At 71.1% G+C, this 25,130-nt stretch carries 20 protein-coding genes; 11 read left to right on the forward strand and 9 right to left on the reverse strand.

Annotated features, from left to right (window positions below; all coding sequences use genetic code 11):
* Positions 1 to 100 precede the first annotated feature (100 nt).
* Positions 101 to 895, forward strand: coding sequence for a metal-dependent hydrolase (locus OG552_RS33970; protein WP_329139632.1), 795 nt, complete (start codon positions 101 to 103; stop codon positions 893 to 895).
* Positions 896 to 942: 47 nt separating this feature from the next.
* Here the strand turns inward: OG552_RS33970 and OG552_RS33975 are convergent, their stop codons facing one another.
* Complete coding sequence (locus OG552_RS33975; protein ID WP_329139634.1) at positions 943 to 2,724, reverse strand: ABC transporter ATP-binding protein; 1,782 nt, start codon at positions 2,722 to 2,724, stop codon at positions 943 to 945.
* Positions 2,721 to 4,556, reverse strand: a complete 1,836-nt coding sequence (locus tag OG552_RS33980) for an ABC transporter ATP-binding protein (protein WP_329139636.1) — start codon at positions 4,554 to 4,556, stop codon at positions 2,721 to 2,723. The genes OG552_RS33975 and OG552_RS33980 overlap by 4 nt, the downstream gene beginning before the upstream one ends.
* 197 nt (positions 4,557 to 4,753) lie before the next feature.
* Here OG552_RS33980 and OG552_RS33985 point away from each other — a divergent pair, with 197 nt between their 5' ends.
* From OG552_RS33985 to mscL, 3 genes are all read left to right on the forward strand, one after another.
* The gene (locus tag OG552_RS33985; protein WP_329139638.1) at positions 4,754 to 5,500 is read left to right on the forward strand and encodes a hypothetical protein; all 747 of its coding nucleotides are present in this window, start codon (positions 4,754 to 4,756) and stop codon (positions 5,498 to 5,500) included.
* 237 nt (positions 5,501 to 5,737) lie between these two features.
* On the forward strand, positions 5,738 to 7,471 hold the full coding sequence (locus tag OG552_RS33990; RefSeq protein WP_329139640.1) for a carbohydrate-binding module family 20 domain-containing protein: 1,734 nt from the start codon (positions 5,738 to 5,740) through the stop codon (positions 7,469 to 7,471).
* Positions 7,472 to 7,640: 169 nt separating this feature from the next.
* Positions 7,641 to 8,093 (forward strand): large conductance mechanosensitive channel protein MscL, encoded by a 453-nt coding sequence (gene mscL / locus OG552_RS33995; protein ID WP_329139642.1) that lies wholly within the window; start codon positions 7,641 to 7,643, stop codon positions 8,091 to 8,093.
* Positions 8,094 to 8,100: 7 nt separating this feature from the next.
* On the opposite strand, the gene OG552_RS34000 is transcribed toward mscL, so the two are convergent.
* Positions 8,101 to 8,601: a MarR family winged helix-turn-helix transcriptional regulator gene (locus OG552_RS34000; RefSeq protein WP_329141341.1), complete on the reverse strand. Its 501-nt coding sequence runs from the start codon at positions 8,599 to 8,601 to the stop codon at positions 8,101 to 8,103.
* 192 nt (positions 8,602 to 8,793) lie between these two features.
* Here OG552_RS34000 and OG552_RS34005 point away from each other — a divergent pair, with 192 nt between their 5' ends.
* On the forward strand, positions 8,794 to 10,608 hold the full coding sequence (locus OG552_RS34005) for an ABC transporter ATP-binding protein (RefSeq protein ID WP_443071106.1): 1,815 nt from the start codon (positions 8,794 to 8,796) through the stop codon (positions 10,606 to 10,608).
* 101 nt (positions 10,609 to 10,709) lie between these two features.
* On the forward strand, positions 10,710 to 11,084 hold the full coding sequence (locus tag OG552_RS34010; RefSeq protein ID WP_329139644.1) for a DoxX family protein: 375 nt from the start codon (positions 10,710 to 10,712) through the stop codon (positions 11,082 to 11,084).
* Here the strand turns inward: OG552_RS34010 and OG552_RS34015 are convergent.
* The 6 genes from OG552_RS34015 to rhaI all read right to left on the reverse strand — a co-directional run bounded on the left by OG552_RS34015 (position 11,076) and on the right by rhaI (position 19,355).
* On the reverse strand, positions 11,076 to 11,780 hold the full coding sequence (locus OG552_RS34015; RefSeq protein WP_329139646.1) for a LutC/YkgG family protein: 705 nt from the start codon (positions 11,778 to 11,780) through the stop codon (positions 11,076 to 11,078). The two genes, OG552_RS34010 and OG552_RS34015, sit on opposite strands and share 9 nt — an antisense overlap.
* Positions 11,777 to 13,387, reverse strand: a complete 1,611-nt coding sequence (locus OG552_RS34020) for a lactate utilization protein B (RefSeq protein WP_329139648.1) — start codon at positions 13,385 to 13,387, stop codon at positions 11,777 to 11,779. The genes OG552_RS34015 and OG552_RS34020 overlap by 4 nt, the downstream gene beginning before the upstream one ends.
* Positions 13,384 to 14,196, reverse strand: coding sequence for a (Fe-S)-binding protein (locus OG552_RS34025; protein WP_329139650.1), 813 nt, complete (start codon positions 14,194 to 14,196; stop codon positions 13,384 to 13,386). Before OG552_RS34025 ends, OG552_RS34020 begins: the two co-directional genes overlap by 4 nt.
* 50 nt (positions 14,197 to 14,246) lie before the next feature.
* Complete coding sequence (locus tag OG552_RS34030) at positions 14,247 to 15,773, reverse strand: rhamnulokinase (RefSeq protein ID WP_329139652.1); 1,527 nt, start codon at positions 15,771 to 15,773, stop codon at positions 14,247 to 14,249.
* Between the two features lie 157 nt (positions 15,774 to 15,930).
* Positions 15,931 to 17,985, reverse strand: a complete 2,055-nt coding sequence (locus tag OG552_RS34035) for a bifunctional aldolase/short-chain dehydrogenase (protein ID WP_329139653.1) — start codon at positions 17,983 to 17,985, stop codon at positions 15,931 to 15,933.
* A gap of 203 nt (positions 17,986 to 18,188) precedes the next feature.
* Positions 18,189 to 19,355 carry an L-rhamnose isomerase gene (gene rhaI / locus OG552_RS34040; protein ID WP_329139656.1) on the reverse strand — a complete coding sequence of 389 codons (1,167 nt, stop codon included), beginning with the start codon at positions 19,353 to 19,355 and terminating at the stop codon, positions 18,189 to 18,191.
* Positions 19,356 to 19,864: 509 nt separating this feature from the next.
* Here rhaI and OG552_RS34045 point away from each other — a divergent pair.
* The 5 genes from OG552_RS34045 to OG552_RS34065 all read left to right on the forward strand — a co-directional run bounded on the left by OG552_RS34045 (position 19,865) and on the right by OG552_RS34065 (position 25,113).
* Positions 19,865 to 21,385: a sugar ABC transporter ATP-binding protein gene (locus OG552_RS34045; RefSeq protein ID WP_329139658.1), complete on the forward strand. Its 1,521-nt coding sequence runs from the start codon at positions 19,865 to 19,867 to the stop codon at positions 21,383 to 21,385.
* Positions 21,386 to 21,387: 2 nt separating this feature from the next.
* Positions 21,388 to 22,437 carry an ABC transporter permease gene (locus tag OG552_RS34050; protein WP_443071227.1) on the forward strand — a complete coding sequence of 350 codons (1,050 nt, stop codon included), beginning with the start codon at positions 21,388 to 21,390 and terminating at the stop codon, positions 22,435 to 22,437.
* A gap of 1 nt (position 22,438) precedes the next feature.
* Positions 22,439 to 23,470, forward strand: coding sequence for an ABC transporter permease (locus tag OG552_RS34055; RefSeq protein WP_329141345.1), 1,032 nt, complete (start codon positions 22,439 to 22,441; stop codon positions 23,468 to 23,470).
* A 118-nt stretch (positions 23,471 to 23,588) separates the two neighbouring features.
* Complete coding sequence (rhaS, locus tag OG552_RS34060) at positions 23,589 to 24,683, forward strand: rhamnose ABC transporter substrate-binding protein (RefSeq protein ID WP_443071107.1); 1,095 nt, start codon at positions 23,589 to 23,591, stop codon at positions 24,681 to 24,683.
* Positions 24,684 to 24,792: 109 nt separating this feature from the next.
* Entirely contained in the window at positions 24,793 to 25,113 is a 321-nt protein-coding gene (locus OG552_RS34065) for an L-rhamnose mutarotase (protein ID WP_329139661.1), read from the forward strand.
* Positions 25,114 to 25,130: the final 17 nt, after the last annotated feature.

Here is a 25,130-nt window from a genome sequence, read left to right on the forward strand (position 1 = left end):
AGCCACGGGGAGGAGGCAGTGATCATCACCGGTAGGGTGTGCCCTCGACTGAGCGTCAACTCCGCCTGCGGGCGGCCGAAAAGGGGGGACGAGCACCACCATGATGGGACCTGCGCACTCACTGTCCGGAGCGGCGGCCTGGCTGGCGGTGGGGGCCATCGCCGATGGCCTCGGCAACCCCATGCCATGGCCGACCGTCGTGGTCGGTGCGCTCATCTGTGCGGGTGCGGCCCTCGCCCCCGACCTCGACCACCAGGCAGCCACCATCTCGCGCGCCTTCGGACCCGTGTCGCGCGCCCTGTGCAAGATCATCGACTCCATCGCGCACGCCACCTACACGGCGACCAGGAAGAAGGGCGACCCCCGGCGCAACGGCGGGCACCGCACCCTGACCCACACCTGGCCGTGGGCCGTGCTGCTGGGCGTCGGGTGCTCGGCCGCCGCGGTCTTCGGCGGGCGCTGGGCGGTACTGGCGATCCTCTTCGTGCACATGGTGCTGGCCGTGGAGGGCCTGCTGTGGCGGCAGGCGAGGGTGTCAAGCGACGTCCTGGTCTGGCTGCTCGGCGCCACCAGCGCCTGGGTGCTCGCCGACATCCTGGACGACCCGGGCAACGGCAAGGAATGGCTCTTCAACGAGTCGGGCCAGCACTACATGTGGATCGGTCTGCCGATCATCCTGGGCGCCCTGGTGCACTGTGTCGGCGACGCGCTGACCGTCTCCGGGTGCCCGATCCTGTGGCCGATACCGATAGGCCGCAAGCGCTGGTACCCGCTGGGTCCGCCGAAGTTCATGCGCTTCCGGGCCGGCAGCCGCGTGGAGATCAAGGTACTCACCCCGGCCTTCTTCGTGGTCGGCGGCGCGAGCGCGCTGGCCGCCCTCGGCGTCTTCGGCTGACCCGCCCGGCGGCCGGGGCACACCCCCCGGCCGCCGCGCCGGCCCTGCTAGCCGTGCCAGGACCGCCACAGCGCCGCGTAGGCACCGTCGGCGGCGACCAGCTCGTGATGGCTGCCCAGCTCGCTGATCCGGCCGTTCTCGACCACCGCGATCACATCGGCGTCGTGCGCGGTGTGCAGCCGGTGGGCGATGGCCACGACCGTGCGCCCCTCCAGTACCCGGGACAGCGAGCGTTCCAGGTGACGGGCCGCCCGCGGGTCCAGCAGCGAGGTGGCCTCGTCCAGCACCAGGGTGTGCGGGTCGGCCAGGACCAGCCGGGCCAGCGCGAGCTGCTGGGCCTGCGCCGGGGTGAGCACCGCACCGCCCGACCCGACCTCGGTGTCCAGGCCGCCGGCCAGCGCCTGGGCCCACTCCTCGGCGTCCACCGTGCGCAGCGCGCCCCACAGTTCCTCGTCGTCCGACCGGGCCCGGGCCAGCCGCAGATTGTCGCGCAGGCTGCCGACGAAGACGTGGTGTTCCTGGTTGACCAGCGCCACATGCTCGCGGACCCGCTCGGCGGGCATCCGGGCCAGCTCGGCGCCGCCGAGGGTGATCTCGCCGGTGCGGGGCGCGTAGATCCCGGCCAGCAGCCGGCCCAGCGTGGACTTGCCCGCGCCCGACGGCCCGACCAGCGCCAGCCGGGTGCCGGGCGGGACGCTCAGCGTCACCTCGTGCAGCACGTCGGTGCCCTCCCGGTAGCCGAAGCGCACCCGGTCGGCCGCCATCTCCCGGCCCTCCGGCGAGATCCGCTCGTCGCCCTCCGCCTCGGCGACCTCCCGCACCCCGACCAGACGGGCCAGCGACACCTGGGCGACCTGCAGCTCGTCGTACCAGCGCAGGATCAGGTTGACCGGGTCGACGAGCATCTGGGCGTAGAGAGCGCCGGTGGTCAGCTCGCCGGGGGTCACCCAGCCGTGCAGCGCGAAGACACCGCCGATCATCAGCACCGAGGTGAGGATCAGCGCGTGCGTCAGGTTGATCACCGGGAAAAGCACGGTGCGCAGCCACATCGTGTAGCGCTCCCAGGCCACCCACTGCTTGATGCGCAGCCGGGAGAGGTCCTCCCGGCGGTCGCCCAGGCCGTGCGCCTCGATGGTGCGGCCGGCGTCCACCGACTCGGCGAGCACCGCGGCGACGGCCGCGTAGCCCGCCGCCTCCGACCGGTACGCCCGCGGGGCGCGCTTGAAGTACCAGCGGCAGCCGGTCAGCAGCAGCGGCACCGCCACCAGCACCGACAGGGCCAGCGGCGGGGAGGTCACGGTGAGCGCGCCGATCAGCAGCAGCGCCCACATCACCGCGATGGTCAGCTCCGGCACGGCCTCGCGCATCGCGTTGGACAGCCGGTCGATGTCGGTGGTGATCCGGGACAGCAGATCACCGGTGCCGGCCCGTTCCAGTACCCCCGGCGGCAGCGCCACCGAGCGCACCAGGAAGTCCTCGCGCAGGTCGGCCAGCATCCGCTCACCGAGCACCGCCGCACGCAGCCGCTCCATCCGCACGAAGAACGCCTGCACCAGCAGCGCGGCCAGGAAGAAGGCCGCGGTCCGGCCGAGCGGGACATGCCGGGCGCCGTCGGACAGGTCCTGGACCAGCCCGCCCAGCAGGTACGGGCCGACCATCGAGGCCAGCACCGCGACCGTGTTGGCGGCCAGCAGCGCGACGAAGGCGCCGCGGTGCCGTCCGGCCAGCTCCCGCACGTAGGCCCGGACAGTGGCGGGCGAGCCCACCGGCAGGGTCGCGTTCTGCTGCGGCGCGCCGGGGTCGTACTGCGGCGGTCGCACGCCGATCATGCGGACTCCTCCATCGACAGGGCGGCCGGTGCGGCCTCCGGGACGTCCGTGGTCTCGCGGGTGACCACCGCGCGGTACCGCGGGTGGGTGTGCAGCAGATCGTGGTGGCGGCCGGCCGCCGTGGCGGTGCCGTCTTCCACGAACACCACCCGGTCGGCCCGGTCCAGCACCAGCGGGCTGGAGGTGAGGACGACGGTGGTGCGGCCGGTGCGGATCTCCTTGAGGCCGGCGGCGATCCGCGCCTCGGTGTGCGCGTCCACCGCCGACGTCGGCTCGTCGAGCACCAGCACCTCCGGATCGGCGACCAGCGACCGCGCCAAAGCCAGTCGCTGGCGCTGGCCGCCGGAGAGCGACCGGCCGCGTTCGGTGATCCTGGCCCGCATCGGGTCGCCGGAGTCCGCGTCCGGTCCGGCCAGTGACTGCACCAGGGCCTCCAGCACGTCGTCGCACTGCGCCGCGCTCAGCGCGTCCGCCGGGGAGACCGCACCGGACGAGGGTACGGCGAGCAGTTCGGCCAGGGTGCCGGAGAGCAGCACCGGGTCCTTGTCCTGGACGAGCACGGCGGCGCGCGCCTCGGCCAGCGGCAGGGCGTCCAGCGCACGTCCGCCCAGCAGCGCGGAGGTCTCGCCGTCGACCGCGCCGGGGCTGTGCCCGCCGAGCCGGTCGGCCAGCCGTCCCGCCTCGTCCGGATCCCCGCACACCACCGCGGTGAAGAGCCCGGCCGGAGCCCGCAGCCCGGACACCGGGTCGTACAGCTCCCCGGCGGCGCCGGCCGCCGCCGTCGCCCCGCCCGCCGCCGTCGCTCCGGTCTCCGCCTCGACCGGTCGCTGCGCCGGCCGGGCCAGTGCGAGCACCCGGGCGGCCCGTTTCGCGGACGGGCGGGAGAAGGACCAGGCCATCGCGATCTCCCCGAAGCTCTGCAGCGGGAACACCAGGAAGGCCACCGAGCCGTACACCGTCACCAGTTCGCCGACCGCGATCCGCCCGTCGAGCGCGAGCCTGACGCCGTACCAGGCCACGCCCACCAGCAGCAGGCCCGGGAGCAGCACCTGGACGGCGGAGATCAGCGCCCACATCCGGGCGCTGTGCACAGCCGCGGTCCGTACCTCCTGGGAGGCTTTCCGGTACCGGTCGAGGAAGAGTTCCTCGCCGCCGATGCCGCGCAGCACCCGCAGCCCGGCCACCGTGTCGGCGGCGAGTTCGGTGGCCTTTCCGGCCTTTTCGCGCTGGAGGTCGGCCCGCTTGGTGGCGGCCGGCAGCAGCGGCAGCACCGCCACCGCGAGCACGGGTACGGACGCGGCCACCAGGACGCCGAGCGCCGGCTGGTACAGCACCAGGGCGACGGCCACGCCGATCGTGGCCAGCAGCGCCGAGGTGAAGCGGGCCAGCGCCTCCACGAACCAGCCGATCTTCTCCACGTCGCCGGTACTGACGGCCACCACCTCGCCGGCGGCGACCCGGCGGGTCAGCACCGAGCCCAGTTCCACCGTCTTGCGGGCCAGCAACTGCTGGACCCGGGCAGCCGCGGCGATCCAGTTGGTGACCGCGGTGCGGTGCAGCATGGTGTCGCCGAGCGCGGTCAGCAGCCCGAGAGCGAACATCAGAGCGCCGGCCAGCGCCAGGCGGTCCCCCGAGCGGTCCACGACGGCCTGCACCGCCATGCCGACCGCCACCGGGAAGGAGGCCACCGCGGCCATATGGAGGGTGCCCCAGGCTGCCGCTGCCAACTGGCCGCGCCACTGGCGGACTTCGAGCCAGAGCAGGAAACGGAAACCCGAGCGGACGTCGGGCACGCCGGGGTCGGGAAGGGGAAGGCTGCGTAGGGACGGCATGATGTCCTGGGGTCGGTACGAAGGTGGTGGAGCCGGGACCGGTCGGGCCAATCGGGAGGAATCGTGCCGGGAGCGGTCAGGAGCCGTGCAAGGGTCGCCTCACGGCCCGCGCCGGGTCAACCGGTTTTCCGTCGGCCGGCGGGAACGGGCAGGCGCCGGTTGGACGTCCGGCTCTGTGAGTGAAAGGTTGGGAAGCCATGCGACGAACTGCGACGATCCGTACCGCGCTGCCGGTGGCAGCCGCGACGGCCGCGCTGCTGCTCACGGCCTGCGGCGGCCACGCCGGCGGCCGGGCCGCCGACAGCCCCGCCTCCGGCGCGCCCGCCGCGAAGCACCCCGCGCCGGCCACCGCGACGCCCGGCCGCACCCTGCCCGGCGTCGGCCCCGCGATGTCCGCGAAGGTGCCCGCCTCGGCGCGGCAGGCGATCGTGGTCTACGGAGCCGGTCCGACCACCTCGAAGTCCAGCGTCGCGCTCTTCACGAAGGACGCCGCCGGCCGGTGGCGGCCCGGACCCAGCTGGCCGTCGCACAACGCGATCCACGGCTGGACCGCGCAGCACCACGAGGGCGACCTGAAGAGCCCGATCGGGGTGTTCTCCCTGCACGACGCCGGCGGTCTGCTCGCCGACCCCGGGGCGAAAATGCCGTACCACCAGTCGACGGCCTTCACCACGCCCGCGTCCTGGCCGGCCGGTTACCACCACGACTTCGACTATGTGATCGCCATCGACTACAACCGGGTGGTCGGCACCTCGCCCGCCGATCCGACCCGCCCCCAGGGCGAGTCCAAAGGCGGCGGGATCTGGCTGCACATGGACCACGGCGTGGGCACCTCCGCGTGCGTGACCGTCTCCAAGGACGCGATGCGCTATCTGCTGCGCACCCTCAGCCCTGCCGACCACCCGGTGATCGTGATGGGGGACAAGGCCCACCTGGGCGCCTGAGCGGCGCCGTGCGGAGCCGGCCCGCGCAGGGCCGGCACCAGAGCCGGCACCAGAGCCGGCAACAACTTGCAGCAAGGAAGCGAAAGTTCTTCCGTCCGCTGTCTTGACGTGTCCGCGCCCACAGCGGGAAGCTCCTGGGCGGAACCCCGGCGGACGGGGCTCCCATCCCCACCCGGCGGCCAGGCGCGTGGCTGCCTTCGAGGGCATCACTCTGCCCGTTCCCCGAAGGAGCCGCCCATGAGATCCCGTGTCCTCAGCGGCGCGCTGGCCGCCGTCGCCGCCACCGCGCTCGTCGCCGTCGCGTCGCAGCACCCCGCGCAGGCAACTCCGCCCGGCACGAAGGACGTCACCGCGACACTCTTCGAGTGGACGTACGACTCGGTCGCCCAGGCGTGCACCAGCACCCTCGGCCCGTCCGGATACGGCTATGTCGAGGTCTCGCCCGCCGAGGAGCACATCCAGGGTCCGCAGTGGTGGACCTCCTATCAGCCGGTCAGCTACAAGATCGCCGGCCGCCTCGGCGATGCCACCGCGTTCCAGAACATGGTCAACGCCTGCCACTCCGCGGGGGTGAAGGTGATCGCCGACGCCGTCATCAACCACATGTCCGCCGGTTCCGGCACGGGCACCGGCGGCAGCGGATACAGCAAGTACAACTACCCCGGCTACTACCAGGACCAGGACTTCCACAGCTGCCGGACCAGCATCTCCAACTATGCGGACCGCACCAATGTCCAGACCTGCGAGCTGTCCGGCCTGGCGGACCTCGACACCGGCAGCGACTACGTACGCTCCACCATCGCCGCCTACCTCAACAGCCTGATCGCCAGAGGCGTCGACGGCTTCCGGATCGACGCCGCCAAGCACATGGCGGACGCCGACCTGGCGGCCATCAAGTCCAAGCTCACCAACCCGGGCGTCTTCTGGGCCCAGGAAGTCATCTACGGCGCCGGAGAGGCCGTCCAGCCCGGCGAGTACACCGGCACCGGTGACGTCGACGCCTTCCAGGGCGCCTACGACCTCAAGCGCATCTTCACCAGCGACAAGCTCGCCTCGCTGAGCAGCTGGGGAGCCTCCTGGGGCGCCGGCTACCTGCCCAGCGCCAATGCCCGCACCTTCGTCGACAACTGGGACACCGAGCGCAACGGCTCCACCCTCAACTACAAGAACGGCGCCACCTACACGCTGGCCAACGTGTACATGCTGGCGTGGCCGTACGGCTCGCCCAATGTGTATTCCGGCTACGAGTTCTCCGACACCGACGCAGGACCGCCGAACGGCGGCACCGTCAACGCCTGCTACAGCGACGGCTGGAAGTGCACCCACGCCTGGCCGCAGATCGCCGGCATGGTGGGCTTCCGCAACGCCGTCTCCGGCACCGCGGTGACCAACTGGTGGAGCAACGGCAACAACGCCATCGCCTTCGGCCGCGGCAGCAAGGGCTATGTCGCGATCAACCACGAGAACAGCGCGCTCACCCAGACCTTCGCTACCTCCCTGCCCGCCGGCAGCTACTGCGACGTCCAGCACGGCGGCGCGGCCTACACCGTCGGCTCCGACGGGCGCTTCACCGCCACCATCGGCGCCAACGACGCGGTCGCCCTCTACACCGGAGCCCCGTGCCAGGGCAGCGCCACCGGGGGCGGCGCCACGACCGGCGGCACCACCGCCCCCGCCTCGTCCGGTGCCTCCTTCGCGGTGAACGCCACCACCACCTGGGGCCAGAACATCTACGTCGTCGGTGACAACTCCGCCCTCGGCTCATGGGACCCGGCAAGGGCCCTGCCGCTCTCCTCGGCGAGCTACCCGGTCTGGAAGCTCGACGTCGGCCTGCCGGCGGGCACCGCCTTCCAGTACAAGTACCTGCGCAAGGACGGCAGCGGCGGCGTCACCTGGGAATCCGGCGCCAATCGCACGGCCACCGTCCCCGCCTCGGGCAAAGTCGTCATCAACGACAACTGGCGCAATTGACCGGTGTGTTCGCGGTCCGGACCGGGATTCCGGCCCGGACCGCACACCGTCGGTGACCTGGCGCACACACCGGTTGGCCCCTCGGCGGCAACCCGGGCACACTGTGGTCCCTCGCAACCCGAAGCAACGCCGAACCACAGAACCTGAACCTCAGAGGGGACCCCCACCCATGAAGGGCTTCCGCGCCTTCTTGCTCCGCGGCAACGTCGTCGACCTGGCCGTCGGCATCGTCGTCGGCGCCGCCTTCACCTCGCTCGTCAACGGCTTCGTGAAGGCCTTCCTGACCCCGATCGTCGGCCTGGTCTCCGGCTCGACCGGCAACTTCAGCGCCAAGACGTTCAAGGCGTCCGGAGTACAGTTCCCGTACGGCCTGTTCATCGACGCGGTGATCAGCTTCGTGATCGTCGCCGCGGTGATCTACTTCCTGGTCGTGCTGCCGATGAACCGCCTGCAGGACCGGTTCTTCCCGAAGGCCGCCTCGGCCCCGATGCGCGAGTGCCCGGAATGCCTGACCCCGGTCCCGGCCGCCGCCCGGCGCTGCAACTCCTGCACCGCGCAGATAGGCCCGACCATCGTGGAGCAGCCCGGCGGCGGTGTCGCCGGGAGCGGCTCCGGCAAGTAGCCGTCGCCTAGGAGGCTTCCGGCCCCCGCCCGCCGGTGCCACCGGCGGCGGGGGCCTTGTGGTGTCCGCCGCGCCGGCCGGGCTCCGCCTCGTCCAGTACGGCCAGCAGCGCGGTCAGCGATGCCCGCTGCTCGTCGCTCAGCGGCCCCAGCAGGTCGGCGGCCGCCGTCCGGCGGGCCTGCCGCAGGTGCTGCAGGGCCTGTTCGCCGGCCTCCCGCAGCTCGATCCGGATCACCCGGCGGTTGTGCGGATCGGGCACCCGCCGGACCAGCTCCCGTTCCTCCAGCGCGTCGACCAGCGTGGTGATAGCCCGCGGCACGACATCCAGCCGCCGGGCCAGGTCCGCCATCCGCGGCGGCTCCTCGCAGTGCGCCAGCACCCGCAGCAGCCGGGCCTGGGCGGGGGTGATGCCCAGCGGCTCCATCAGCTCCCGCTGGGAGCGGTGCAGCCGCCGGCTCAGCGTGAGCAGCTGGTCGGCGAGGCGCGCGGTGATCTCACCGGGCGGGATCCCGCCCGGCGCGGTCTCCCCGGGCGCCGGTGCCCCCACCTGGCCCGGGGGCTCGGTCGGCTCCGGCGTGACGCGGGTGGCGGTGCGCGATTCCATGGCTCCAGAGTAGCAGGGCATGGTTCATTGTGAGTATAGGTAACAATGACCTATACTCCCTGTGTCAGCATGTACCTGAACCTTCAAGGAGCCCGTTTGCGCCCCGAAAACGATCTCGTGAACCGGTGGACGCCACCGAAGAAGAAACCCGGTGCCCCCACCGACGTCCGCCGCATCCTGCGGCTCTTCCGCCCCTACCGCGGCCGCCTCGCCTTCGTCGGCGCGCTGGTCGGTCTGTCCTCCCTGGTGTCGGTCGCCTCGCCCTTCCTGCTGCGCGCGATCCTGGACACCGCCATCCCGCAGGGCCGCACCGGGCTGCTCGCCCTGCTCGCCCTCGGCATGATCGCCACCGCGATCGCCAACGGCGTCTTCGGCGTCATCCAGACCCTGATCTCCACCACCGTCGGCCAGCGCGTCATGCACGACCTGCGCACCTCGGTGTACGAGCGGCTGCAGCGCATGTCGCTCGCCTTCTTCACCCGCACCCGCACCGGTGAGGTGCAGTCCAGGATCGCCAACGACATCGGCGGCATGCAGGCCACCGTCACCTCCACCGCGACCTCCCTGGTCTCCAACCTCACCGCCGTGATCGCCTCGGTCGTCGCCATGGTCGCCCTGGACTGGCGGCTGACCGTGGTGTCGCTGCTGCTGCTCCCGGTCTTCGTCTGGGTGGCCCGCAAGGTCGGCCGGGAACGCAAGAAGATCGCCACCGACCGGCAGAAGCAGATGGCCGCGATGTCGGCGATCGTCACCGAGTCGCTGTCGGTCAGCGGCATCCTGCTCGGCCGCACCATGGGCCGCGGTGCCTCCCTGACCCGTGACTTCGCCACCGAGTCCGACCGGCTGGTCGACCTCGAAGTGCGCTCCAACATGCAGGGCCGCTGGCGGATGGCGGTGATCGGCATCGTGATGTCGGCGATGCCCGCCCTCCTCTACTGGGCGGCGGGACTCACCGCGGGCCACGGCGGCCCGGCCATCTCCATCGGCACCCTGGTCGCCTTCGTCTCGCTCCAGCAGGGCATGTTCCGGCCGACAGTATCTCTGCTCGCCACCGGAGTGCAGGTGCAGACCTCGCTGGCGCTCTTCCAGCGCATCTTCGAGTACCTCGACCTGCCGGTGGACATCACCGAGCGGCCGGACGCGGTGCACATCGACCGGGTACGCGGCGACGTCCGCTTCGAGAACGTCGACTTCGCCTACGAGCCGGAGAGCGGCGAGGCGACCTTGCACCGCATCGACCTCACCATCCCGGCCGGCGGCAGCCTCGCCGTGGTCGGCGCCACCGGCTCCGGCAAGAGCACCCTCAGCTACCTGGTGCCCCGCCTCTACGACGTGACCGGCGGCCGGGTGACCATCGACGGTACCGACGTCCGCGACCTGAGCTTCGACACGCTGGCCTCGGCGGTCGGCGTCGTCTCCCAGGAGACCTACCTCTTCCACGCCTCCGTCGCCGATAACCTGCGGTTCGCCAAGCCGGACGCCACCGACGAGGAGATCCGGGCCGCCGCCCGGGCGGCGCAGATCCACGACCACATCGCGGGCCTGCCGGACGGCTACGACACGCTCGTCGGCGAACGCGGCTACCGCTTCTCCGGCGGCGAGAAACAGCGCCTGGCCATCGCCAGGACGATCCTGCGCGACCCGCCGATCCTCATCCTGGACGAGGCCACCAGCGCGCTCGACACCAGGACCGAGGGGGCCGTGCAGGACGCCATCGACTCGCTCTCCGCGGGCCGTACGACCATCACCATCGCGCACCGGCTCTCCACCGTGCGGGACGCCGACCAGATCGCGGTTCTCGACGACGGCCGCATCGTGGAACGCGGCACCCACGACGAACTGGTCGCCCAGGGCGGCCGTTACGCCGCCCTGCTGCGCCGCGACACGCAGCTCGCGACCACGGCGCCGTAGCCGAAAGGGGGAACCGGAGCCGTGACCTGCCGCCAGGACATTACCCGTCGGTAGGGTGAGGGTCCGGCGGGAACCGCCCGCCCGGAACTGGGAGGTCCTCGGTGCCCGCACGCTCCGCCCTGCTGCTCGCCGGCCTGCTCGCGACCGCCGGCGTCACCCATTTCGCCCGGCCCGAGCCGTACGACGCCATCGTGCCGGGCGCCCTGCCCGGCAGCGCCCGCGCCTGGACCAGAGGCAGCGGTGTCGTGGAACTCGCCCTGGCCGCGGTGGTCGCCGTCCCCGCCACCCGCCGCAGCGGCGCCCTGCTCACCGCCGGTTTCTTCACGGCGGTCTTCCCGGCCAACGTCAAGATGGCCTACGACTGGCGGCACCGCCCCACCCCGTACCGCGCCGCCGCCTACGGGCGGCTGCCCGTCCAGGTCCCGCTCGTCCTGTGGGCGCTGAAGGTCAGCCGGTCTGCGGGGTCCTCACGCTGACGGCTCGTCGCTGACGGTCTCGGCCGGCGCGGTCGATGGCTCCGCCGTGACGATGATGACGTCGAGGGTGCGGGGGCCGTGGACGCCTTCGATGCGGGTGAGTTCGATGTCGCTGGTGGCGGAGGGGCCGGAGATCCAGGTTTGGGGGCGGGTGGGGTTGAGGCGGGGGAGGGCTTGGGGGAGGGATTCGACGATGTGGTCGGGGGTGATGATGCAGATGTGGTGGTCGGGGATGAGGGTGATGGCGCGGTGGCCTTGGTCGGGTGAGGCGTCGAGGATGATGGTGCCGGTTTCGGCGATGGCGAGGGCGCTGTGGGTGATGACGGTGTCGATGGTGTCGAGGGTGTGGGGGTCGGGGTGGGTGTCGGTGGTGGTTGTGGTGAGGGGGGTGGTGATGTGGGTGAGCCAGTGTGGGGGGAGGCCGGGGGGTGTGATGGCTCGTTGGGTGCCGTGGTGGGTGAGGAGGTTGGCGATGGTGTGGGGGAGGTGGGTTTCGGTGGTGCGGTGGACGGTGGCGCGGTAGTCGGTGAGGTTGTCGGCGAGGAGGTTGGTGGTTTGTTGGGGGGTGCGGTGGGCGTGGGTGGTGAGGTAGTTGCGGGGGATGGTGGTGGGGTCGGGTGGGGTGGTGGGGGTGGGGGTGCCGAGGGCTTGGCGGATGCGGCGGAGGATTTCGTCGCGGCTGGTGTTGGTGGTCATTGCTGAGGTCCCCCGTCGGTTTGCGTGTTGGTGCCGGTGCCGGTGCCGGTGCCGGTGTCGGTGCCTGCTGTGCCGGTGTCTGTGCCGGTGTCTGTTGCTGTTTCTGATCTGGTGTCTGTTCCTTTTCCGGTGTTGGTGGTGGGGGGTGTTTGGTGGTGGTGTTGCCACCAGTGGCGGAAGGTGTGTGGGGGGAGTGGGGGGAGGTTGCGGGTGTCGGTCCAGTGGTGGGCGGGGCCGGGGAGGTGTTGGGGGTGGAGGTGGCGGGTGTGGGTGGCGAGGTTGTGGGCGTGTTGGAGTGCGGTGGGGTGGTTGAGGGTCCAGCGGGTGGCGCGCATGGTGGTGCGTTCGAGGCGGTGGCCTTTGGCGGGTTGGATGGTGGTGCGGGTGCCGTGGGTGGTGGTGGGTCCGCCTTGGGTGATGCGTTCGCGGAGGTGGACGAGGACTTGGGGGATGTTGATGGCGACGGGGCAGACGTCGTAGCAGGCGCCGCAGAGGGTGGAGGCGTAGGGGAGTGAGGTGTCGAGGGGGGTGGTGGTGCCGCGGAGTTGGGGGGTGAGGATGGCGCCGATGGGGCCGGGGTAGGGGGAGCCGTAGGCGTGGCCGCCGGCGCGTTCGTAGACGGGGCAGACGTTGAGGCAGGCGGAGCAGCGGATGCAGCGGAGGGCTTGTTGGCCGGTGGTGTCGGCGAGGGTGTCGGTGCGGCCGTTGTCGAGGAGGATGAGGTGGAAGGTGTGGGGGCCGTCGTGGGGGGTGGTGCCGGTCCACAGGGAGGTGTAGGGGTTCATGCGTTCGGCGGTGGAGGAGCGGGGGAGGGTTTGGAGGAAGACTTCGAGGTCTTGGTAGGTGGGGATGATTTTTTCGATGCCGGCGATGGTGATGAGGGTGTCGGGGAGGGTGAGGCACATGCGGCCGTTGCCTTCGGATTCGAGGATGACCATGGTGCCGGTTTCGGCGATCATGAAGTTGGCGCCGGAGATGCCGATTTTTGTGTTGAGGAATTTTTCGCGGAGGTGGAGGCGGGCGGCTTCGGCGAGGTCGGTGGGGTTGTCGGTGAGGTTGTCGGGTGCGGGGCGTCCCCAGTGGGTCATGTGGGTGGTGAAGATGTCGCGGATTTCGGTGCGGTTTTTGTGGATGGCGGGGACGAGGATGTGTGAGGGTTTGTCGTTGGCGAGTTGGACGATGAGTTCGGCGAGGTCGGTTTCGTAGGCGTGGATGCCGGCGGTTTCGAGGGCGTGGTTGAGGCCGGTTTCCTGGGTGGTCATGGATTTGATTTTGACGACTTCGGTTTCGCCGGTGTTTTTGATGATCTGGGTGGCGATGGTGTTGGCTTCGTTGGCGTCGAGGGCCCAGTGGACGGTGCCGCCGGCTGCGGTGACGGCTGCTTCGAGTTGGAGGAGGTAGTGGTCGAGGTGGTGGAGGGTGTGGTCTTTGATGGCGGCGCCGGCGGCGCGGAGTTGGGGCCAGTCGGTGAGTTCGTTGATGGCGGTGGCGCGTTTGGTGCGGATGGTGTGGGTGGCGTGGGTGAGGTTCGCGCGGAGTTGGGTGTCGCGGGTGGAGTCGTGAGCGGCTTTCGGGAACGACGGCAACCCCAGATACGTACCGCTCATCGCTGTTCTCCTACGGTGCTTCCGGTGGTCACATGGACGGGCCCGGCCTGATCGGGCAGTTCCAGCGGACGCTGCTCCGTACTGGCCAGGATCTCCGCCAGGTGCACCGGGCGGACGCGGCTCTTCTGCCGGGACATCATGCCGCCGAGGTGCATCAGGCAGGAGTTGTCGGCGGCGCACAGCACCTCGGCGCCGGTGGACTCGGCATTGCGGACCTTGTCGTCACCCATCGCCGCCGACACATCGGGATTCTTCACCGAGAACGTGCCGCCGAAGCCGCAGCACTCCTCCGCGCCCTCCAGTTCACGCAGTTCGATGCCCTTGACCGCTTCCAGCAGCCGCCGGGGCCGGTCGCCCAGACGCAGCATCCGCAGCCCGTGGCAGGTCGGGTGGTAGGTGACCGTGTGCGGGAAATAGGCCCCCACATCGGTCACCTTGAGCACATCCACCAGGAACTCGGTGAGTTCGTACGTCTTCGGCACCCCGGCCAGCGCCTTGGCGAGTTCGTCCCCCCGTCCCTCGTCCCTGGCCCGTGCGCCGAGCCGCGGGTAGTTGTCGCGGACCATCGCGGCGCACGAACCCGACGGCGTCACCACGTAGTCGTAGCCGGCGAAGACCCTGGCGTGCCGGCGGGCCAGCGGCTCGGTCTCGTGGCGGTAACCGGTGTTGTAGTGCGCCTGGCCGCAACAGGTCTGGTCCAGCGGGAAGTCCACTTCCACGCCGAGCCGTTCCAGCAGGGTGACGACCGCCCGCCCGGTGTCCGGGTAGAGCAGGTCGTTGACGCAGGTGAGGAACAAGGCGACCCGCATCGGGGCTCCCTCGGTTCGTTCGGCTGGGACAGGTGAGGGCGGCCCGGATTTCACTGGCCGGCCCCGGAGGTGAGTACCCGGTCGGCTGCCGTCCGGGCTTCGAGCCGGGCGTCGGCCGCCTCCCACGCGCGGCGGTCGCCCTGCGGGCGGTACCGGCGCAGGTGCTGGGTGCCGGCGACCAGCCGCCGCATCTCCGTCAGGTCGCCGACCAGGCCGTGGGCGCGGGCCTGCACCAGGATGTTGCCGATCGCGGTGGCCTCGGTGGGGCCGGCGATGACCGGCAACCCGGTCGCGTCGGCGGTCAGTTGGCAGAGCAGGTCGTTGCGGCTGCCGCCGCCGACCAGGTGGACGTGGGTGACCTCGCGGCCGGCGAGTTCCGCGGCCTGGCGCAGTACCCGGCGGTGGGCGAGGGCCAGGCTCTCCAGAACACAGCGGACCAGCGCGCCGGGTTCCGCCGGTGGGCGCTGGCCGGTGCGGGCGCAGTGCTCGGCGATGGCCGCGGGCATGTCGTCCGGCGCGAGGAACTCCGGGGCGTCCGGATCGATCAGCGCGGCGAACGGTTCGGCCCTGGCCGCCTCCGCGAGCAGCGGTACGAGTTCGGCGGGCAGCCCGCGGGCCGCCCAGCTGCGCCGGCACTCCTCCAGCAGCCACATGCCCATGATGTTGCGCAGATAGCGGATGGTGCCGTCGACCCCGCGCTCATTGGTGAAGTTCGCCGCCCGGGACTCCTCGCTGAGCACGGGCCTGTCCAGTTCCAGGCCGGCCAGCGACCACGTACCGCAGGAGATGTACGCGGCGCCGGGTTCGGTGGCGGGCACCGCGACCACCGCGGAGGCCGTGTCGTGCGAGGCGACCGCGACGACCGGGGTGGCGGCCGGCAGACCGGTGGCGGCGGCGACATGCGGCAGGAGGGTGCCGTATGTCGTGCCCGGCTCCCGCAGGGGCGGCAGCAGGTCCGGGTCGAGCCCGGTCGCCGCGGCGATCTCCCGCGACCAGGCGCCGGTGCGCGCGTCGAGCAGCCCGGTGGTGGAGGCGTTGGTGATCTCCGCGCCGACCGAGCCGGTCAGCCAGTACGCCAGCAGATCGGGGATGAGCAGCAGGGTGTTGGCGACGCCGAGCTGGACGGAGCCGCGGGCCGCGGCGAGCTGGAAGACGGTGTTGAACGGGAGGTGCTGCAGGCCGGTGATGCCGTAGAGCCGCTGCGCCCCGGCCTCGTCACGCACCCGCTCGGCCAGGCCCCGGGTGCGGTCGTCACGGTAGTGGTGGGGCAGGCCCAGCAGAGCGCCGTCCGCGTCCAGCAGGCCGTAGTCGACCGCCCAGGTGTCGATGCCGACCGACGCCACCGCGCCGGCCTTGGCGGCTTCCCCGAGCCCGTCGAGGACACCCTGGAAGAGGCCGGGCAGATTCCAGTGCAGCCCGGTGGGCAGCCGCAGCGCGGTGTTGGGGAACCGGCGCGTCTCGGTGAGGTCGAGGTTGCCCCGCCCCACCCTGCCGATGATCACCCGGCCGCTGGTCGCGCCGAGGTCCACCGCGGCGAACGCGGACGGGAAGGCGGAGGACGGTGCGGTCGTGGTCACGGAGTTTTCCTTGGTCTGCGGACAGGGAGGGCGGCCGGGGTCGGACGGGCCGGGCGCCGCCCCCGCGGTCCGGCCGGCACCGTGGCCCGCGGCGGTGGTACCTGCCCGGCGGCCCCTTTGGAAGGCGGGACCGGCGGGCAGGAGACCGTGGCGTCGCTCAGCGCAGGAACGCCGCGGCGACCCCGGCGTCCACCGGGACGTGCAGCCCGGTGGTGTGGGTGAGGTCCCCGCCGGTCAGCGCGAAGACCGCGTTGGCGACATGGTCGGGCAGCACCTCCCGCTTGAGCAGGGTGCGCTGGGCGTAGAACTCGCCGAGCTTCGCCTCCTCCACGCCGTAGACGGCGGCGCGCTTGGCGCCCCAGCCGCCGGCGAAGATGCCGGAGCCGCGGACCACACCGTCGGGGTTGATGCCGTTGACCCGGATGCCGTACTCGCCCAGCTCGGCGGCGAGCAGCCGGACCTGGTGGGCCTGGTCGGCCTTGGTGGCGGAGTAGGCGATGTTGTTGGGGCCGGCGAAGACCGCGTTCTTGGAGGCGATGTAGACGATGTCGCCGCCGAGCTTCTGCTCGATCATGACGCGGGCCGCCTCCCGGGAGACCAGGAAGGAGCCGCGGGCCATGATGTCGTGCTGCAGGTCCCAGTCCTTGGCGGTGGTCTCCAGCAGCGGCTTGGAGATGGAGATGCCCGCGTTGTTGACCACCAGGTCGACACCGCCGAACGCCAGCAGCGCCTGCGTGAACCCGGCGGCGATCTGCTCCTCCGAGGTGACGTCCACGGTCACCGCGACCGCCTTGTCCGGGCCGCCCAGCTCGTCCGCGACGGCCTCGGCGTTCGCACTGTTGACGTCGGCGACGACCACGCACGCGCCTTCGGCGACGAGCCGGTGCGCGATGGCCTTGCCGATGCCGGAACCGGCGCCGGTGACCAGGGCGATCCGGGTGGCCAGCGGCTTCGGCTTCGGCATCCGCCGCAGCTTGGCCTCCTCCAGCTCCCAGTACTCGATCCGGAACTTCTCCGACTCCTCGATCGGCCGGTAGCTGGAGACCGCCTCGGCGCCGCGCATCACATTGATGGCGTTGAGGTAGAACTCGCCCGCCACCCGGGCGGTCTGCTTGTCCTTGCCGTAGCTGAACATGCCGACGCCGGGGATCAGCACGATCGCCGGGTCCGCGCCGCGCATCGCGGGGGAGTCGGGCGACGCGTGGCGCTCGTAGTAGGCGGCGTACTCGGTGCGGTACTCCTCGTGCAGCACCCTCAGCCGGGCCGCGGCCTCGTCCAGCGGGGCGCCGGCCGGCAGGTCGAGGACGAGCGGACGGACCTTGGTGCGCAGGAAGTGGTCGGGGCAGGAGGTGCCCAGCGCCGCCAGCCGCGGGTGCTCGGCGCGGGCGAGGAAGTCCAGCACCTCGGGGGCGTCGGTGAAGTGGCCCACCTGCGGGCGGTCGGCGGACGCCAGGGCGCGCACCAGCGGGGCGAGCGCCGCGGCCCGCGCCCGGCGGTCCGCCTCGGGGAGCGGCTGGTAACCGTCGAGCACCGGTCCGAACGGCTCCGGCCGGCCGTGCTCGGCGAGGAAGGTCTCGGCGGTGCGGATGATGTGCAGCGAGTTGCGCTCGCACTCCTCGGAGGTCGCGCCCCAGGCGGTGATGCCGTGGCCGCCCAGTACGCAGCCGATCGCCTGCGGGTTCTCCCGCTTGACGGCGGCGATGTCCAGGCCGAGCTGGAAGCCCGGGCGCCGCCAGGGCACCCAGACCACGGTGTCGCCGAAGCACTCCGCGGTGAGCTTCTCGCCGTCGGCCGCGCAGGCGAGCGCGATGCCGGAGTCGGGGTGCAGGTGGTCCACGTGCGCGGCATCGACCAGGCCGTGCATCGCGGTGTCGATGGAGGGCGCCGCCCCGCCCTTGCCGTGCAGGCAGTAGTCGAACGCGGCGACCATCTCGTCCTCGCGGTCCACGCCCGGGTAGACCTCGGTGAGCGCGCGCAGCCGGTCAAGGCGCAGGACGGCCAGTCCGGGCGCCGTGAGGGTACCCAGGTCGCCGCCGGAGCCCTTGACCCACATCAGCTCGGTGTCGGCACCGGTGACCGGGTCGGACGCGGTGCCCTTGGCGGAGGTGTTGCCGCCGGCGTAGTTGGTGTTGCGCGGGTCCGAGCCCAGCCGGTTCGAGCGCTCCAGCAGCTCGCTGACCGTGCTCTGGTCGGGGTGGGGGACGGAAGCCATGTCGGTAGTCCTTTACGGTCCTGGTGTGCGGCTCTGACCAGTCGGGTGGATCGTGCCGGGCTCACGGGCCCTGGCGGTGGGGCGGAGGTGCACGGCGGAAACACCGGGCAGTGCGACAACTCGCAGGCGGACAGCGGGCGGTGGGACGCCGGGCCGCACCGCCGTCACGCGGCGGGCGGCGCGGCCCGCGGCCCGTACCCGGTTCAGGCGCCCCAGCCCGCCTGTTCGCCGCCGACCCGGCCGGTCACGATCTGCTGCTGCCAGCCGGAGGCGCGGTAGGCGGCCATCGGGTCGGGGTTCAGACCCTGTTCCTCGCGCACCGAGGCGAGCAGCGGACGTACGTCGGTGTTGTACGCGTCCATCAGGACGGCGTTGGCTTCCAGCACGTCACCGGACTGCTGGGCGGCGGTCAGCGCGTCGGTGTCGACCAGCAGCGCCTTGGCGGTGGCCTCCTGGACGTTCATCACCGAGCGGATGATCGCGGGGATCTTCGCCTCGATGTTGTGGCACTGGTCGAGCATGAAGGCCACGCCCGTCTCGGGCTTGAGGCCGCCGTTCTTGACCACCTCGTGCAGGATCCGGAAGAGCTGGAACGGGTCGGCGGACCCCACCATCAGGTCGTCGTCGGCGTAGAAGCGCGAGTTGAAGTCGAAGCCGCCGAGCTTCCCCTCGCGCAGCAGGAAGGCCACGATGAACTCGATGTTGGTGCCGGGCGCGTGGTGGCCGGTGTCCACCACGACCTGCGCCTTGGGGCCGAGCTTGAGGCAGTGCGCGTAAGAGGTGCCCCAGTCCGGGACGTCGGTGGTGTAGAAGGCGGGCTCGAAGAGCTTGTACTCCAGCAGCATCCGCTGGTCGTCCCCGAGACGCTCGTACACCGCGGCCAGCGCCTCGGCCAGGCGGTCCTGGCGGGCGGTGATGTCGTCCTGGCCGGGGTAGTTGGTGCCGTCGGAGAACCACAGCTTCAGGTCGCGCGATCCGGTGGCGTCCATGATGTCGACGCACTCGAGCAGATGGCCGAGCGCCTTGCGGCGGACGGCCGGGTCGGGGTTGGTGACCGAGCCGAGCTTGTAGTCGTCGTCCTGGAAGACGTTGGAGTTGATCGCACCCAGCGTCAGGCCGCGCTCCTTGGCGTACGAGCCCAGTGCCACGTAGTCGTCGACCCGGTCCCACGGTATGTGCAGGGACACCACCGGGGCCACGCCGGTCGCCGCCTGCACCTGGGCGGCGTCGTCCAGCTTCTCGTACGGATCGCGGGGCACGCCTTCCTGCCGGAACACCTTGAAGCGGGTACCGGAGTTGCCGTACGCCCACGACGGGGTCTCGATCCGCTGGGACTTCAGCGCCGCCCTCACGGCCGACAGATCTGTCATGGCAACCTCTGTGAATCGTTTCATTTGCCGCTCACCGTAGTGGTGACGACAAGTTCTGTCAATGACTCGCGGAGTGATGAAAAGGTTCAGATGATGTCGGGGGTCGGGGGTGGATTTCCGCGGTCCGCGAGCGGCCGCCGGCCCCGGTGGGGCGAGATCGTCTCCGGCCGGTGTACGGCGCACCGGTTCCGGGGGGCGCGGGAGCCGGTGCGCGGGGCCGCCGAACGCGGGGTGACCAGTGGGGTTGGGGCTGCCCGGGCAGCGCCGAGGCTCGTTCCCCGCCGCTGGTACGCACCCCGGCGGACGGAGGCGTTATTGAATCGTGTCATTGGGCGATATGCGCTGCTCGCTGCCGACTTCACGCTTCTTGCTGGGAGCCCTTGAGCGGCAGGTCATGGTGCAATCGGCCCGGAAACCCTTGACTGCCCCACCGGGCGGGGCTAACGTCCCGGCAACTCCATTGAAACATTTCACCCCGTTGCCATCGATCGGGAGACCCAGGAGACACCATGACCGACCCCGCACCGGAACGGACTCCGGTCCTCGCACTGGAGGGGGTGAGCAAGTCCTTCGGAGCCGTACGGGCGCTGCGCGATGTGTCGCTGGAGTTGTACGCCGGGGAAGCACACGCCCTCGCGGGCGAGAACGGCGCCGGCAAGTCCACTCTTATCAAGGCCCTCGCCGGAGTCCACCGGCCGGACACCGGGACCGTGCTGCTCGACGGCGCTCCCGTGGTCTTCCACGGACCGGCGGACGCCCGTGACGCGGGTGTGGCCGTCATTTACCAGGAACCCACTCTCTTCCCCGACCTCTCGGTCGCCGAGAACATCTTTGTCGGCCGTCAGCCGCACCGCTCCTTCGGGCGGGTCGACCACAAGGCCGTCAAGAAGGCCGCCGCCGGCCTGTTCCAGCGGCTCGGCGTCGACCTCGACCCCGATCAGCCGGCCCGCGGCCTGTCCATCGCCGACCAGCAGCTGGTGGAGATCGCCAAGGCGCTCTCCTTCGACGCCCGGGTGCTCATCATGGACGAGCCCACCGCGGCCCTGACCGGCAGTGAAGTGGCCCGGCTCTTCGGTGTGGTCAAGGCGCTGCGCGAGGGCGGCGCCGCCATCTTGTTCATCTCCCACCGGCTGGAGGAGATCTTCGCGCTCTGCCAGCACGTCACCACCCTGCGGGACGGTGCCTGGATAGCCAGCGAACCGGTCGACGGACTCACCGAGGACGACCTGGTGCGCCGGATGGTCGGCCGCGATCTCGACGAGCTCTACCCCAAGCAGGACGCGACCGTCGGCGAAGTCGCCCTCAGCGTCCGGCGGCTGACCCGCGAGGGCGTTTTCACCGACATCTCCTTCGACGTGCGCCACGGGGAGATCGTCGGCCTGGCCGGACTGGTCGGGGCGGGCCGCAGCGAGGTCGCCCGGGCGGTGTTCGGGGTCGACCGGTGGGACGCCGGCCAGGTCGAGATCGAGGGCAAGTCGCTCAAGTCGGGCGCCCCGAGCCTGGCGATGAGCGCCGGACTGGCACTGGTGCCAGAGGACCGCCGCGCCCAGGGCCTGGTGATGGAGATGTCCATCGAGCGCAACATCAATCTGACCGGACTGGACCGCACCAGCCGGGCCGGGCTGATGAACCGCGGCGCCGAACGCAGCCGCGCGGTCGACTGGGCGGTGCGGCTCCAGGTGAAGTACGCCCGGCTCGCCGATGTGGTCGGCACGCTCTCCGGTGGCAACCAGCAGAAGGTCGTGCTGGCGAAGTGGCTGGCCACCGGCCCGCGGGTGCTCATCGTGGACGAGCCGACCCGCGGGATCGACGTCGGCACCAAGGCCGAGGTGCACCGGCTGCTCTCGCAGCTCGCCGCCGACGGTGTGGCGGTGCTGATGATCTCCTCGGACCTGCCCGAGATCCTCGGCATGGCCGACCGCGTGCTGGTCATGCACGAGGGCCGGCTGGTCGCCGACATCCCCCGCGAGGACGCCACCGAGGAGTCGGTGATGGCGGCCGCCACCGGCCGCAAGAGGAGCGCAGCATGACCATGACCGCGAAACCCGCGCCTGCCGCGGCGCCCTCGGAGGCTCCCTCCACCGGCGGCCTCCTCGACCGGGTGCTGAAGGTCAGGGAACTGGCCATCCTGGTCGTCCTGGTCCTGATGCTGCTGGCCACCCAGCTGGACAACAGCGCCTTCCTCTCCGAACAGGGCATCAAGGACCTGCTGCTCAACGCGACGATCCTGGTGCTCGTCGGGGTGGGCCAGGCCACCGTGGTGATCACCCGGAACGTCGACCTCTCGGTCGGCTCCACGCTCGGCATCACCGCCTTCGCGGCCGGTGAGTTCCTGCGCGGCGGCGGCAACCCGTTGCTGGCGGTGGTGATCGCGGTCGCCCTCGGCGCCGGATTCGGCATCGTCAACGGCCTGCTGGTCAGCCTCGGCCAGGTGCCGGCCCTGGTGGTCACCCTCGGCACCCTCTACATCATCCGCGGCCTTGACTCCATCTGGTTCGGGTCCCGGCAGATCACCGCCGCCGACCTTCCCTCCGGCTTCGTCAGCTTCGGCCACGACGGGCTGGGCGCGGTCCCGTACCTGGCCGTCCTCACCGCGGTGGTGCTCGTCGCCGCCGCCTACTACCTGCGCAGCTACCGCAGCGGCCGGGACATGTACGCGCTCGGCTCCAGCCCGGAAGCCGCCCGGCTCGCCGGTGTGCCGGTGCGCAAGCGCATCCTCAGCGCCTACATCCTCTGCGGCGCCCTGGCCGGTCTGGCCGGCGCGCTGTACCTCGCGCGGTTCGGCAATGTCGACTCCGGTACCGGCACCGGCTACGAACTGACCGTGGTCAGCGCGGTCGTGGTCGGCGGCGTCGCCTTCACCGGCGGCTCCGGCAGCCTCTACGGCGCCGCCCTCGGCGCCCTGCTGCTGACGTCCATCAACAGCGTCCTGCCCTCGATCGGCGTCAGCTCGGTGTGGGTCCAGGCCATCGACGGCATCCTCCTGCTGCTCGCCATCGCCGTGGACCGGGTGGTCGCGCTGCGGGTCGCCGCGATGCTGCGCAAGCGGGCCGCACAGACAAGGAGTGCCCACAGTGACTGACCTGACCGACCTCGCCAAGCCCGCCCCCCGTACCTGGGGACGCGACGCCCTGCGCTGGGACACCGTCGTAGGAGCCCTGCTGGTCGTCCTGCTGGTCCTCTCCTTCTCCTTCGTGGACAACTTCGGCAACGCGCTCAACCTGTCGTTCCTGATCGGCAACACCCTGCCGATCGCGCTCATCGCGCTCCCCATGACGATGCTCGTGGTCTCCGGCGAGATCGACCTGTCGGTCGGCTCCACGGTCGGGCTCTCCGGCGCGGTGATGGGCAAGCTGTGGAACGAGGGGATGGCGATCGAGACGATCATCCCGATCTGCGTGCTGCTCGGCGTCGTCTGCGGGCTGGTCAACGGCCTTCTGGTGACCCGGCTCGGACTGCCCTCGCTCGCCGTCACCATCGGCACCCTCGCCGCGTACCGGGGCATCGCCCAGATCGTGCTCGGCTCCAACTCGGTCACCGACTTCCCGCAGCAGTACCTTGACTTCAGCTCCGGCCGGATCGGCGGCACCTTCATCCCGCAGGCCGCCGTGCCGTGGGCGGTGCTGCTGGTCATCGCGGTGGTGGTGCTGCACGCCACACCGGTCGGCCGCTCGCTCTTCGCGGTCGGCGCCTCCCAGGAGGCCGCCCGGTTCGCCGGTGTGCGGGTCAAGCGGCTGAAGCTGTCGATGTTCGTCGCCACCGGTACCGTCTCCGCCCTGACCGGTGTGTTCTGGGCGCTGCACTACGCCAGCGCCCGCTACGACAACGCCACCGGCCTCGAACTGTCCGTCATCGCGGGCGTGCTGCTCGGCGGCATCGACTTCGACGGCGGAAAGGGCACCCTCGGCGGCGCCATCGCCGGTGTCTTCCTGCTCGGCGCGCTGCAGAACGTGATGAGCCTGGTCAATGTCTCCGCCCAGTCCCAGACCCTGATCACCGGTGTGCTGCTGGTGATCTCGGTCCTCGCCCCGCGGGTGGCCCGCCAGGCCGGCCGGGCGCGCGCCCGGCGCAAGTCGGCCGAGGCGCCGCCACCGGCGGTCCTCGCCACCACCTGATCCCGCCCGCGTCCGGCAGCCCGTACGTCCTCGACCGACCCGTCCAGCCCGACCATGTCCCCGGCCACCAGGTCACCAGGTCACCCCTGCCGTGCTGCGGCAGCGAAAGGAATCCCGCATGTCCATCAGAACCGCCCCCGCCCGTCGCATCGCGGCCGCGGTCGCCGTCGTCAGTGTTGTCGCGCTGGGTGCCGCCGCCTGCGGCGGGACCACCAAGGACTCCAGCTCCGGCAGCTCCTCCGCGCCCTCCGCCGGCTCGACGGCGTCGGTCGACCCCAACGCCCCGGTCAAGAAGGGCCTGACGATCGCCTACCTGCCCAAGCAGGTCAACAACCCGTACTTCACCACCTCCGACAACGGCGGCAAGAAGGCGGTCGAGGCGGCGGGTTCGACCTACAAGGAGGTCGGCACCAGCAGCGGCACCGACACCGCCGGCCAGGTCTCCTACGTCAACACCCTCACCCAGCAGCAGGTCAGCGCCATCGCGGTGTCCGCGCAGGACCCGGGCGCGCTGTGCACCGCGCTCAACCAGGCCCGTAAGAACGGCGTCAAGGTCGTCACCTACGACTCGGACACCAACCCCACCTGCCGGGACGTCTTCATCTCGCAGGCCAGCTCCGAGGACCTCGGCCGCACCGAGGTCCAGCTGATGGCCAAGCAGATCGGCAACAAGGGCCAGATCGCGATCCTGTCGGCGGCCCAGACCGCCACCAACCAGAACGCCTGGATCGGCTTCATGAAGGACGAGCTGAAGAAGCCCGAGTACAAGGACATCCAGCTGGTCAAGGTCGCCTACGGCAACGACGACGCGCAGCAGTCGTTCCAGCAGACCCAGGGCCTGCTCCAGCAGTACCCGAACCTGAAGGGGATCATCTCCCCGACCACGGTCGGTATCAAGGCCGCCGCCCAGTACCTGAGCGGTTCCAAGTACAAGGGCAAGGTCCAGCTCACCGGCCTCGGCACGCCCAACGACATGCGCGCCTACGTCAACAACGGCACCGTGCAGTCCTTCGAGCTGTGGGACCCGGCCAAGCTCGGCGCGCTGGCCGGCTACACCGCCATCGCGCTGGCCTCCGGCCAGATCAGCGGCGCGCCCGGCCAGACCTACACGGCCGGCGACATGGGCAGCTTCACGATCGGCCAGGACAGCACGGTGGTGCTCGGCAAGCCGACCGTCTTCGACAAGGCCAACATCGCCCAGTTCAACTTCTGATCACCGGCCGGGTGCCGGGGCCGGCCTGCCCCGGCACCGGGCCCGGCCGGCCCGACCGGTGAACAGCCGGCCCGCCCCGTGCGGGCCGGCGGCCGGGAAAGGAGCGCGGATGCAGCGCGTCTGCTTTCTGCTGAAAGTACGTGCCGAACGCCTTGCCGAGTACCGCGAACGGCATGCCGAGGTGTGGCCGGAGATGCGGGCGGCGCTGACCGCGGCCGGCTGGCACAATTACTCGCTCTTCGTGCGGGACGACGGCCTCCTCGTGGGCTATCTGGAGACCGCGGATTTCGACAGGGCGCGGGCCGCGATGGACCGCACCGGCGTCAACTCCCGCTGGCAGGCGGAGATGTCCGGCTTCTTCGAAGAATTGGACGGCGTCGCACCCGATGCGGCTATGGTTCCGCTCAGCGAGATTTTCCACCTCGCCTGAACCACCCGCGAAACGCT

It is taken from the genome of Streptomyces sp. NBC_01476, assembly GCF_036227265.1.
Lineage (GTDB): Bacteria > Actinomycetota > Actinomycetes > Streptomycetales > Streptomycetaceae > Actinacidiphila.